Here is an 11,881-nt window from a genome sequence, read left to right as displayed (position 1 = left end):
ATATTCTACAATCATGGTATGATAGGAAGGAATTGATTTGTAGATATAAAGGACGGGTTTTTTGATGGCACAAGAAACAGCAAATAAATTTATTGAAAATGTATGTAATCATTTAGTGCGCAACATGAATATTACAAAAGTAGAAGAGCACTTTAAAGCGGCAATAGAGATGCAACGTAAATCAGCACAATCTCAAGTTGATTTTTGGGATATGTTAATGATGAATATGCTGTATTTTACAGAAAATGAGCAAGTTTGGGAAAAAGAATTTTTGAAGATGCTCGAAAAGAAAGAGTGGTTAAAGACCACGGTACTTGAGGAAGAGCTATTGATGCATCAAATGCGTATTCGTCAGCAGGTCGCGGAACAAATGGATGCAGCTAAGGAATTGTTTCATAAACAGTATGTGACAGAAAATATGACAGAGGAAGATATTGTTTACGATTATGCATATAGCTCTGCAGGACATTCCATGCGTGTTGATTTACTAACAGTACTTGTCTCAACACCAGAGCAATCAAAAGTGCTATTTAACGCAGATCCACAAGAAACGATTCGCATAATTAACGGCTATATTGCTTATCACACTGATGGGATTATTAATAAAGTAAAACTTTAAAACGCATTCGTGACCATCATGTGCTTTTGTTGAGTTTTTGTACATAAAAGCATCGTATCTCAAGCGGCTTACCGGACAGGCTCATTCTGTCGTTATGGTGATAAGTCTATTGAAAAAGCTATTTATGATAACCGAGCAATCCTGTTTTTGTCTAGATATATTATGCAGTATAATAAGGTGACACTAAGTTCACCTGAAAGGAATTTTAAAATGAATACACCGTTTACATTTAAACATACACAACCAACAAATATGGATCCAAATAAAAAATATCCAGCGATTTTTTTATTACATGGAATGGGTAGTAATGAAGACGATTTACCACAATTAGTACAGGACTATAAAGAGCAATGCCATGTATTTAGCTTACGTGGCCCTATTACGCAAAAGCCTGGCTATGCTTTTTTCACAATCCAGGAGGTCGGTAAACCAGACCGCGAAGTTTTCGATAAAGTATTAGTGGCGCTACAGCAATTTGTTCTAGAGGCTATTGCTGAATATCAAATTGATCCACATAAAGTGTATGTACTTGGATTCAGTCAAGGGGCAGTTTTGGCACAGTCACTTGCCTTTGCAATGGGGAATTTAATTACAGGAATAGTAGCATTAAGTGGCTACACACCAAAATTCGTTACAGAGGAATATGCAATTCGCCCAGTCAATCATTTACATGCATTTATTTCTCACGGCGATTATGATTATGTCATCCCGTCACAATGGGGCGTAGAAAGTAAAGAAAAGTTTGAGCAATTTGGTGCTACTGTGACATTTAAACAATATCCAGATGGTCACGGTGTTACACCAGAAAATTTACGTGATCTAACTGCATTTTTAGCACAGGAATTACAAGATAATACTCAATAACATTAAAGCCGAGACACGAAGGATGTCTCGGCTACTATATTATTGAAAACAATTATGTGTTAAGTCACCATAATTAATAAAGTGTGGTTCTTCTGCAAAACAACCTCTTTGCATAACAAGTGATTTCTAGCGATTTATTCTCATTAATAGTGATAAAACAAAAATTCAGTAACAAGAGTAGCAACGTAGCGATTCGATGCTTAATCAGGATATCTGGAACGGAACACACCATCGTGAAAAGCCATAAGGTTTACACAATTCTCTTGACAATATTGTTTACGACTACTTAAAAACCGAGACAGTGTATGATGTCTCGGTTTCATTTTATATAATAACCCAATATTATTTTGATAAGCTTCGATCTTTGTTAGTCACGGCAGTTACTGCATCGTGAATCGTTGTTTCAAAATGATTGCTTTGTAATGAAGATACACCTTGGATAGTTGTCCCACCTGGAGAGCATACTCGATCTACAAGTGCCCAAGGATGTTCTTGTGATTGTAAAATCATTTTTGCACTGCCGAGAACTGCATTTGCCGCAATATCAAGCGCCATGTCTTTTGGCATCCCTTCACGTACAGCAGCACGTGCTAAAGCGTCAATATACATATAGGTGAATGCTGGTGAAGCACCACCAATCGTTGTGAATATAGAAAATAAGTTTTCAGGCACCTCGATAATTGTCCCAACTGTTTCAAATAGGGAATTGACAAGCTGAAGCTGCACATCTGATACTTGTTCACTCGCTGTAAAGCAGCTTGTAGATGCACCAATAAGCGCATTAATATTTGGCATTACACGAACAATAGGGGTAACTTCAGATAGGTAACCTTGTAAATATGGTATATTTTTACCAGCAGCGATGGATACAATTACGTGGTTATCTTGTAAATGCTTTTTCACCTCTGGTAAAACATCTGGTAACATTTGGGGCTTGACACCGAGGATAATAACGTCACATTTTGACATAATATCTTCAATAGAGCTTGCGGCTTGAATACCGTAAGAAGTAGTTAATTTTGTTGTTTTTGCTTTGGTACGATTATAGCCATAAATAAAAGTAGGATCAAAATCACCGCTTTTACACATTCCTTTAATAATAGCTGTAGTCATATTTCCAAGGCCGATAAATCCGTATTTCACGTGTTAGACACTCCTTCATATAGTTAAAACATACACCTTAGTATAGAGTAGATTGTTTTACTTGAATAGTAATATGCTAAGAATCAAGTCAATTAGGTTCAAATTCATGTCAGTCGGTGGTATCATAGAAGATGCTGTGAATGAATGTATATCTCTATGTGAAAATATAAAGAGTAAAGAAAATCATGTACTTTATGTGAACATTGAGACAGACTTTATCAAAAGAGGTAGAATAATATTTTGATATGTTTGCTTTTTTCAGCACATATTTTTCGTAACGAAAGTGAAACGTAAGTTACAAGTGTTTTAGGTAAACTAAGCAAAGCACCTGCTAAAAATCTACTACCACTAGTTGGTGAGATGAATGTGGTTTTAAGTTACTTTGCGAAGGGGTCTAGGCATCCGTTGAAATAGAGGAACTTAGGCTAAGAACTTCAGATCCTTTGAAATCGCCTAAGTGCCCCAACATCAATTGGCTTAAAGCCTCTGGAGCAATTAGGACGAGGTATAATTGATTTAATAATGTGTCGCTTTCTATTGGTAAAGCGTGAGAAATTAAGAGAGAAAAGGAATTAAGATGAATGGAACAAAATCTAAAAATGGAGCCTAAACTAAAGTCTTCCAAGAAGTCACTGGAGAAGTCCAAACGCTCTACTATTTTAGCGCAGACAGTGAAAACGGGAATCATTAAATCTAATTTAATTCCTATGTGGGCTGGACTAACGCTAGGTATGTACAAAAATAAAATGACTTTTGTAGAAAATATACCTGAGATTATTTTCGCGACAATTGGCTCTGCGCTTGTTATTGGTGCCGCTGGAGCATTTAATAATGTGTATGATCGCGACATCGATGCTGTAATGCCTCGTACGCAAAGTCGACCAACTGTAACAGGCGAAATGTCAGCTAAATCAGCGTTAATTTTAGCTTTTGCCATGCTCATTATCGGGGCATTTGTGTTGGCACTTGCTTCACCACTAGCTGCAGCATTTGGTCTCTTAGGGGTGTTTTTATATGTAGTACCCTATACAATGTGGACAAAACGACATACGATTTATAACACGGAAGTTGGGAGTATAGGAGGGGCAATTCCAGCGTACATTGGCTGGGCGGCTGTTTCTTCTGATATTACACATCCTGCGATACTTGGCCTATTTTTAGTTATGGTCATTTGGCAGATGCCACACTTCTATGCCATTGCTATTCGTAAGCACGCTGATTATGAAGCGGCCAACGTTCCAATGCTTCCAGTTGCGAAAGGGATGCGCCGTACTTACTATCAAACGAACTTTTATTTAATTTTATTGATTTTATCAAGCTTCTTATTTGGCACCTTAAGTGTTGGCATTATGCTTGTTGCACTATTGTTAAGCATCGCATGGCTTGTTATGAGTATTTACGGTTATCGCAGTAATAAAGATCAAACAAAGTGGGCAACAAAAATGTTTGTTTTCTCACTTATTCATATGACAATTTTATTTACAACAGTAATTGTCTACTCTTTAGTAGGTGTTATTTTTAAATTATATTAAAGCTTTCAATTAGCAAAAAAAGCCAACAGGTTAATCTAACTTGTTGGCTTTTCCTTTTCCACCGAGATTATTTGACGACTTGGCCATTCTAATGCATGTAACTGCCCATCAAAAACTGCTCCACCATCAATGCCAATTATATTGTTTTCTCCAAAGTAGACATTGTAATCTGTTGGATTTTGGTGAAGTTTATAAGTAGGTGTATGGCCAAAGATTACAGTTTTCATCCCTTGATAACCTGCATGAAATTCTTCACGTATCCATAAAAACTCCATAGGATCTGTCTCTGCCATAGCTACTCCCGGTACGACACCGCCATGTACAAAAATGGCATCTTCTAATTCGATGTAAATATCAAAGGTTTCGATAAGTTGTAAATGTTCTTCGAGCTTTGGTAAGGTTTGAATAAAGCTAGGTAATGTATCGTTTTCAATGGCTTCCTTAAAATCGCCTAATTGATAGCCATAGCTTGCAAGTGTTGCATCGCCACCGCAAAGTCCAACCCAATGATTCCACGACTTAAGGTGACCAGAGCGACAAGCTTTAAGCATGATGGCTTCATGATTTCCTAATAGAACACGTGCACCTTTTGTCTGTAATTCCGCCACTAAGTTTAAAACGCCACAAGATGCTGGTCCTCTGTCAATATAGTCTCCAAGTAAAAATAACCGATCTTGCAAAGTATCATAATTAGCTTTCAATAATAATTCCTCAAAAAGTTCTAATTCCCCATGTATATCACTAATTGCTAGTATTCGATCCATAAAAAAGCATCCTTTCCAGTATTAGAGAAGCTACTATTAAGTATAGATAGTGGTGTTGTGAAATTCTACTAATGTAACTTTCAGCCAAAAGATTGATTGTAAAGATATCACTTTAAACGATTGTTTTCTAGTTACCTTTTATCATATGACGAAGTGAATTCATTATCTTATTCGTTCGTCTATCTTGTTGAAAAATAGCTAGGGGAGAGTAATGGCTATAGTCGGTTAACTTTTTTTGTGAAAAATATAGGGCTATCCTTTTCCAGTTATGAAAAGGGTGAGAGGTGAGGGGAAAGCTAGTAAAGAAAGTAATCCAACAAATGCAAAAGGAACATACAAATGAAGAAAATGAGCGAATGGAGAAGGTTAGTAGCGCAAGTATAGCAGCAACTACACTTGTTCTCGCAACTTTCTATACTCCTCGCGCGTAACGTAGGAGTATTTGGTACGTATGCGCGAGTACAGTATTTGATTATTCTTGGAGATTTTTCCATGCTTGATTTGCTACTGACTCGTCGAATGTTGAAAGTAGTCGATAGTTGTCTGTATTTAAAATTCGAAAATGCTGACTAATGACATTTTGTTGTAGACAATAACCGTTATACTCGCTAAGATTTTTCCACCATATGTATCCTCCCATTGTTTTTTCCTTAGGTTGTAAGGTTCCATTATTAGCGATTAAATCGACAACTTCAAGTGGATCTCCGCCAAGCTCATGCTGTAAAATCGAGCTATCTCGACATAATGCACAAACCGCAATCGTTGTAGTCCAGCCAGTTTGAATACGGCCCTTTTCAATTTGAACAAGTGTTTTTTTAGAAAGTCCAAGTAAATCGCTCATCTGATCCTGTGTTAAATCTTTTTCGGTCCGGATTAATTTCAGTTTTTCTGAAATAAGTGTGGTTAATTGTTCACGATCCAAATCCAAAACCCCTTTCTTTCAGATAGTTAATACTATTATACATGAAAGTAGTAAGAGATGTTTTGTTTCGCTGGTGACTGTGATTAAAATTAGCGTTACCTAATTAACAATTGAAACATAAAAAAACAGACTGTCCTAATCGATTCATTGGACAGCCTGTTAGTTGTTTAAATCTCGTATTTTTTCGTGTCAGTAATAACACGGAAATGGATACCTTTAATTTGAGCACTTACTTTATGACGAAGTGTATCAATATCTACTAACTCATCATTATCATTGACACATTCTGCAATCTCTTGTAATAGCTTTGTAAATGCCTCTTTAAAGAGTGTACGCATATTATCAAAATCTAGGCTACGGAAGTTTCCGTCAATATCAAATGCCTCCACGGAATTTAATTGCTTTGAAGCACCAGCAAAACGATCATCGTACACCGTGTAGTTTTCATCCGTTACTACGATGATATATAATACTTCACCTGTAATTGTTTTTAATTCAATATTCGTTTTGTGTTTTTTGACGTCGGTAATAATATGAATACCGTCCGAATGATATAGTTTAAACAATTTCATATGTAATGCCCCCTGAAAATAGAATCATATCCATATATTTATTATATATGGATATGCCTAATAATGGTATGAGACAAAAGTATTTGGAAAAACTAGAAAAGCCCTGTTGAATGTTAATTTTATAGCTAATTTGTTATAAACTATTAATAAAATCGTATTATCAGTATTACGCTTCTAATACGGTAGGTAAAATATTACGAAGGGGACGAACCTCGATGTAATGAATACGATGACCTTGCTGCTCATATATGCTAAATATATAAGGGGTTAGTTCAATGTTTTTAGTTGCTTTAATACCATTATTCACTGTTAAAAACCAACCGCCCAATGTTTCGACTTCTTCTGCTTCAAGCGTTACTTTTAATAGTTTTTCAACATCTTCAATAAGCATTTTTGCATTTAATATATAGTGATTGTCATTTACTTTCCGGATTTCTGCAATTTCATCATCGTCGAATTCATCGCGAATCTCACCTACAATTTCTTCTAAAATATCCTCGACTGTTACAAGCCCAGATGTCCCACCATATTCATCCATTAAAATGGCCATATGAATGCGCTCTTTTTGCATACGCACAAGTAACTCTTGAATAGGGATCGTTTCAATAACTCGTATAACAGGATTAATGAAATCTTCAAGGATTAATGAATCGTCTGTAAGTTGCTCCAGCAAACCGTGTGTAAACAATTCCTTGGCATTGATGAATCCTAAAATATTATCACGATCACCATCATAAATAGGATAACGAGTATATTTTTCAGCTGCGATGAAATGAATCATATTTGTAAAAGTTTCATTTTTTTCAATTCCAGCAATTTCTGTTCGAGGAACCATAATTTCACGAGCAATACGCTCATCAAATTCAAAGACATTATTCACAAATTTTAGCTCTGTTTTATTGATTTCACCATTTTTAAAGCTTTCAGATAGTAGTAATCTTATTTCTTCCTCTGTATGTGATAGCTCATGCTCAGAAGCGGGCTTCATACCAAATATACCAACTAATACTCGTGCTGAGCCGTTCAAGAACCAAATAAAGGGATACATCATTTTATAAAATATCATAATGGGGTTGGCAAAATGAAGTGTAATCGTTTCGGCCTTTTGAATGGCAGCGGTTTTAGGTGCCAACTCCCCGACAACAACGTGTAAAAATGTTGCAATTGCAAAGGCACTACCAATTGTAAATATCGTCATATATTTATCTGAAATACCAACCAAATCAAAAAGAGGATGTAGTATAAATTCAAAGGTTTTTTCACCGACCATCCCGATACCAAGTGCTGTTACAGTTATACCAAGCTGACATGCAGATAAGTACTCGTCTAAATGATTGACAACATACTTTGCAGAAATGGCTTTTTTATTGCCCTCTGCAATCAATTGATCAAGCCTTGAGGCACGTACTTTTACAATGGCAAACTCTGTTGCCACGAAAAACCCAGTTAAAGCTAATAAAATGGTGAAAATCGATAAGTTGAGTATGGTCTCCAAATAGTCGTTCTGTATGAACAGAACGTCACCTCCTAATTATGAATAAGTAAAAGTAAAGACTGCATGAGTGCAATACTTTCGGGGGAAACATTTTTTTTAATCTTTTCGATATCTTTATTGTCTTGTTTGTTTATTTGTTCAAGTAGAGTAGTTACATCCTGCTCTAAGTCCTGCATTTTTACACGTAGCATCTGCACATCGATTTCTTCGTGCGGAGTGATGTTTAGTTCATGTTGTATTTCTATGAGTGAAAGACCATGCTGTTTGCGTTGTTCAATATAGTGAAGTCGTTCAATCATTGTAGGGGCATAGTAGCGATAATTGGATGCAGAACGTTCAGCCTTTAATAAGCCGATGTTTGTGTAATAATCGATTGTTCTTTTTGTAATGCCAGTTTTTTCTGCAAGCTCGCCAATTTTTAATTTCTCTGTCCCAATATAAACACCTCCAAACCATCACGTGATACTTTATTATAACTTGCTCGTATCGTTGTTTTCAAATAGAAGAGCCTAATATTTCTAAATTGTAAGATTTCTTATTGGGAGGATTATTATTATAATGAACGTAAAAAAACTTTTCTAACGACTAAATGTTAGAAAAGTTATATGTTCTTGAAAAACTAATAAGTTAATGAAATTGTCATGTTAAACAAAATACGGCTCTTCGGCAGTGCGAGGTGAGGGGGGTGATTTCCGTTCCAACCGGGCGCTTTTTTTGTTGCTGTCGCTACACTTTCGCACAGATAAAACATTTGTTGCTGCCGCTTCGCTTTCGCTACAGGGTCTCATCTGTGACGCTGATCCCTAAGGAGTCGCCCAGTCGGAACGGAAATCAATCACTTTTACACAACATGTATCTTCAGCCAAGTCACTTAAATTTATAGTGAAAATGAAACAGTAAGTTGTTTTTATGCGAAAAAGCAGCTGACAGTAGATGAATAATCGCTTCATACATAAAATTTATAAATGCTCTATGCTATTGTTGATTGGAGTGGAAGGCTACTCGACTCCCGTGGGAAAGCGAGACAGACGAGACCCTGCACGGAGCGAAGCGAAGGAAGCGGCTCGTCGCTCGCCCACAGGAAAGCGAGTAGCCTGGAATGGAAATCAACCCCCTCGTTTTGCAGAAGAGCCACTATATATAAATTTTTATAATAGGAAAGCTACGAGGTTTATTTTTGTAAATATGTATCATATAGGTGTTGAAGTGCATCTTCACCAGCCATTTCTACAATTGTTTTGTCATTGAAAATGAGTGTTACATTTGTGCTTGCGCTATCAATTTTATCGTTCTTTATAGTGCACGTAACCTTTACTACACCTGTTTCTGCTAATTGTTTTTTCATTGCATCTTCCCATGGTTGCTCAGAAAATAGTGGTGCTAACCATGTGCCTCTCACATGAAGCTCATTTTTTTCAGCGTCATAATCCCAGCGCACGTCACGTAAAATAGTTTTAAATAGGTCATTAACTGTAAAGGATGTATCTTTATAGTCAATGGCAATTGCTCGTATAGCATGTACATCACGACCAACTGCACCGGCTGCAGTTTCGGCTGCTGAATTGATGCCTGAAACCGCTTCTTTAATATCAGATAATCGATCACTACAGCCAGCTAGCAGCGCGCAAAGACATGTTATACAAGTTACCTTTGTCATCCATCTCACATGTAGTCCCTCCAGTATTGCAAGTTGATACTACTATAGTAACGAAAAGAAAACTATGAAAAAAGGGCATGAAAGCTGGAGATTGTGACGGTTTTGCAACGATGCAACCTCCACTAGAATGAACGAGAAACTGGAAGTTTATATATCTGAAAATTCGGTGGATAAATCGACGAAAAGGAGCGGTTTGTGATGAAGATTAATGATGAATTACTTGAGAGATTAGGAACTTATTTCGTGTACCATGCTGTTTATGAAAATTATGGTATTACCTTTGAAAATTTTGTAGAGCGTTGGTTACGGGGGATACTTGTGATATAAAAGAAGAAGAGTCGTGTTCAATGTAAGAACACGACTCTTTTAACTTATTTCAGAAGAAGTTCTACCACTTCAATAATGGTTGAGTTGAATGCGATTATTCGTCAATTTTCAAACATCTACTGAAAGAAGTTAAAGCCCCCGGCGGATGTCACGGAAATCGGAAAGGAGTGCTTTGTGTAAGCACAAAGGCGATTCCGGACGAAATTATGCCGAGGCATAATTGATTTATTTGAAGTAGTTAGTAATAAATTGGTTGGCTTCTTGCCAGTTATAAACGCGTACGACATTGTCAGGAACAGCAAGGCGGTTATATGGAGTGTCAAATAATACGACAGGTATTTTTAATTCCTCCGCAAGCATAACCGCATTATCATGCTTATCCTCAAAAAATGCCTCAACGCCATACTTTTTCGCTGCAGAAATCTTATCGTGACTGCCAATCAGCTCAATATGGTCGTATGGAATAGACTGTGATTTAAACCAATTTGCCGTAACATCTGATACATTCTCACCACGAGCAGAAATGTAATAAAGTTCATAGTTTTCTTTCCATGTATTTAAAATATCTTTTGCATCTTTAGCTGCTTCAGATACTTCGTACATAAACGGCTCATTTTCTTTAAACCATGTATTAAATGCTACACGATCAACGGGATGTGGAAATGCTGATAAAAAATCATATTCGCACACATCGTCAAGCGCAATGTTAACATTATATTGTTTATTGATATGTGGGATGAGTGTACTAGGACATGTTACTGTCCCATCGATATCAATCCCAAAGCGGGGCTTTTTCATGCTAGCACCTCCTTAGGCGTTCGCTTTTTCTGCTTCTTCAGCTGCGCGTTTTTCTGCCATTTCAGCAGCTAATTTATCGATTTCTTTTTTCAACTCTTCTACCATTGTTTCTTCAGGCACTTTACGAACTGTTTTACCCTTCATAAATAGTAAACCTTCGCCACGAGCACCAGCAATACCGATGTCGGCTTCACGTGCTTCACCAGGACCATTTACCGCACAACCAAGCACAGCTACTTTTAACGGTACATTAAGTTTAGAAATATATTCTTCTACTTCATTGGCAATTGAAATTAAATCAATTTCGATACGACCACATGTTGGGCAAGAAATAAGGGTTGCCATATTAGAAGCAAGACCAAATGATTTTAATAGCTCACGTGCTACTTTTACTTCTTCAACAGGGTCTGCAGATAGTGAAATACGTAATGTATTACCAATACCTTTTGATAAAATTGCACCAAGGCCAGCTGCTGATTTTACTGTACCAGCAAATAATGTACCTGATTCAGTAATACCTAAGTGTAGAGGGTAATCAAATGCTTTAGCTGCTTTTTCATAGGCTTCAATTGCTAGATTTACATCTGATGCCTTCATGGAAACAATAATGTCGTGGAAGTCCAAGTCCTCCAAAATTTTAATATGGTGAAGTGCAGATTCTACCATACCGTCTGCAGTAGGGTAACCGTATTTTTCTAAAATATGACGCTCTAATGAACCAGCGTTTACCCCAATACGGATAGGAATACCTTTTGCTTTTGCCGCGTTAACAACAGCCTCTACTTTTTCTTTACGCCCAATATTACCTGGGTTAATACGAACTTTATCGATACCATTTTCAATTGCTTTTAATGCTAATTTATAGTCAAAGTGAATATCAGCTACTAATGGAATATTGATACGTTTTTTAATATCTGCAATCGCATCAGCTGCACGCTCATCTGGTACTGCGACACGAACAATTTGACAACCTGCTTCCTCAAGACGAAGAATTTCAGCTACTGTTGCTTCGACATCATGTGTTTTTGTTGTACACATACTTTGAATGAATAATTCATTACTACCACCTATTGTTAAGTTACCGACACGTACGGGACGTGTATTTGTACGGTGACAAATTTCACTCATTAACTTTCTCTCCTTTTCGGGCCATACTTTCGACCGTCACTGACATTTATTTTAGCAGTG

13 protein-coding genes are annotated in these 11,881 nt (G+C 36.8%); 4 read left to right on the top strand and 9 right to left on the bottom strand.

Annotation, left to right across the window (positions count from 1 at the left end; translation table 11 throughout):
- Positions 1-64: 64 nt before the first annotated feature.
- Together AC3WSO_RS16600 and AC3WSO_RS16595 are read left to right on the top strand one after the other, a co-directional pair.
- Positions 65-619: a hypothetical protein gene (locus AC3WSO_RS16600; protein WP_492532349.1), complete on the top strand. Its 555-nt coding sequence runs from the start codon at positions 65-67 to the stop codon at positions 617-619.
- A gap of 210 nt (positions 620-829) precedes the next feature.
- Positions 830-1,483, top strand: coding sequence for an alpha/beta hydrolase (locus tag AC3WSO_RS16595; protein WP_492532347.1), 654 nt, complete (start codon positions 830-832; stop codon positions 1,481-1,483).
- A 342-nt stretch (positions 1,484-1,825) separates the two neighbouring features.
- Here AC3WSO_RS16595 and proC read toward each other — a convergent pair whose 3' ends face one another.
- Positions 1,826-2,626 (bottom strand): pyrroline-5-carboxylate reductase, encoded by an 801-nt coding sequence (gene proC / locus AC3WSO_RS16590; RefSeq protein WP_492532346.1) that lies wholly within the window; start codon positions 2,624-2,626, stop codon positions 1,826-1,828.
- A gap of 581 nt (positions 2,627-3,207) precedes the next feature.
- Between proC and cyoE the strand changes: the two genes are divergently transcribed.
- Entirely contained in the window at positions 3,208-4,158 is a 951-nt protein-coding gene (gene cyoE, locus AC3WSO_RS16585; RefSeq protein ID WP_492532344.1) for a heme o synthase, read from the top strand.
- 35 nt (positions 4,159-4,193) lie between these two features.
- On the opposite strand, the gene AC3WSO_RS16580 is transcribed toward cyoE, so the two are convergent.
- The 6 genes from AC3WSO_RS16580 to AC3WSO_RS16555 form a co-directional block, all read right to left on the bottom strand.
- Positions 4,194-4,922, bottom strand: coding sequence for a metallophosphoesterase (locus AC3WSO_RS16580; protein WP_492532343.1), 729 nt, complete (start codon positions 4,920-4,922; stop codon positions 4,194-4,196).
- A 472-nt stretch (positions 4,923-5,394) separates the two neighbouring features.
- Positions 5,395-5,844 carry a helix-turn-helix transcriptional regulator gene (locus tag AC3WSO_RS16575; protein WP_492532341.1) on the bottom strand — a complete coding sequence of 150 codons (450 nt, stop codon included), beginning with the start codon at positions 5,842-5,844 and terminating at the stop codon, positions 5,395-5,397.
- Positions 5,845-6,011: 167 nt separating this feature from the next.
- A complete protein-coding gene (locus AC3WSO_RS16570; RefSeq protein ID WP_492532340.1) occupies positions 6,012-6,416 on the bottom strand; it encodes a hypothetical protein in 405 nt (134 codons plus the stop codon).
- A gap of 166 nt (positions 6,417-6,582) precedes the next feature.
- Complete coding sequence (locus AC3WSO_RS16565; protein WP_492532338.1) at positions 6,583-7,911, bottom strand: hemolysin family protein; 1,329 nt, start codon at positions 7,909-7,911, stop codon at positions 6,583-6,585.
- A gap of 32 nt (positions 7,912-7,943) precedes the next feature.
- Positions 7,944-8,327, bottom strand: coding sequence for a MerR family transcriptional regulator (locus AC3WSO_RS16560; protein WP_492534389.1), 384 nt, complete (start codon positions 8,325-8,327; stop codon positions 7,944-7,946).
- 755 nt (positions 8,328-9,082) lie between these two features.
- Positions 9,083-9,568 carry a hypothetical protein gene (locus AC3WSO_RS16555; protein WP_492534388.1) on the bottom strand — a complete coding sequence of 162 codons (486 nt, stop codon included), beginning with the start codon at positions 9,566-9,568 and terminating at the stop codon, positions 9,083-9,085.
- A 198-nt stretch (positions 9,569-9,766) separates the two neighbouring features.
- On the opposite strand from AC3WSO_RS16555, the gene AC3WSO_RS16550 reads away from it, so the two are divergent.
- Positions 9,767-9,895, top strand: coding sequence for a hypothetical protein (locus AC3WSO_RS16550; protein ID WP_276207774.1), 129 nt, complete (start codon positions 9,767-9,769; stop codon positions 9,893-9,895).
- A 225-nt stretch (positions 9,896-10,120) separates the two neighbouring features.
- On the opposite strand, the gene AC3WSO_RS16545 is transcribed toward AC3WSO_RS16550, so the two are convergent.
- Together AC3WSO_RS16545 and ispG are read right to left on the bottom strand one after the other, a co-directional pair.
- Positions 10,121-10,693, bottom strand: coding sequence for a 5' nucleotidase, NT5C type (locus tag AC3WSO_RS16545; RefSeq protein WP_492532336.1), 573 nt, complete (start codon positions 10,691-10,693; stop codon positions 10,121-10,123).
- A gap of 12 nt (positions 10,694-10,705) precedes the next feature.
- A complete protein-coding gene (ispG, locus tag AC3WSO_RS16540) occupies positions 10,706-11,821 on the bottom strand; it encodes a flavodoxin-dependent (E)-4-hydroxy-3-methylbut-2-enyl-diphosphate synthase (protein WP_349660340.1) in 1,116 nt (371 codons plus the stop codon).
- Between the last annotated feature and the right edge of the window lie 60 nt (positions 11,822-11,881).

This window comes from Lysinibacillus sp. EB106-09-02-XG168, assembly GCF_058791475.1.
Note: the sequence above shows the minus strand (reverse complement) of the source record. Positions and strands in the feature narration are given on the sequence as shown.

Excerpts from the sequence above, each read along its gene's own strand:
- AC3WSO_RS16545 (WP_492532336.1), bottom strand. The coding sequence starts at position 10,693 with ATGAAAAAGCCCCGCTTTGGGATTGATATCGATGGGACAGTAACATGT.
- AC3WSO_RS16595 (WP_492532347.1), top strand. The coding sequence starts at position 830 with ATGAATACACCGTTTACATTTAAACATACACAACCAACAAATATGGAT.
- AC3WSO_RS16600 (WP_492532349.1), top strand. The coding sequence starts at position 65 with ATGGCACAAGAAACAGCAAATAAATTTATTGAAAATGTATGTAATCAT.
- ispG (WP_349660340.1), bottom strand. The coding sequence starts at position 11,821 with ATGAGTGAAATTTGTCACCGTACAAATACACGTCCCGTACGTGTCGGT.
- cyoE (WP_492532344.1), top strand. The coding sequence starts at position 3,208 with ATGGAACAAAATCTAAAAATGGAGCCTAAACTAAAGTCTTCCAAGAAG.
- AC3WSO_RS16555 (WP_492534388.1), bottom strand. The coding sequence starts at position 9,568 with ATGACAAAGGTAACTTGTATAACATGTCTTTGCGCGCTGCTAGCTGGC.
- AC3WSO_RS16570 (WP_492532340.1), bottom strand. The coding sequence starts at position 6,416 with ATGAAATTGTTTAAACTATATCATTCGGACGGTATTCATATTATTACC.
- AC3WSO_RS16550 (WP_276207774.1), top strand. The coding sequence starts at position 9,767 with ATGAAGATTAATGATGAATTACTTGAGAGATTAGGAACTTATTTCGTG.
- AC3WSO_RS16580 (WP_492532343.1), bottom strand. The coding sequence starts at position 4,922 with ATGGATCGAATACTAGCAATTAGTGATATACATGGGGAATTAGAACTT.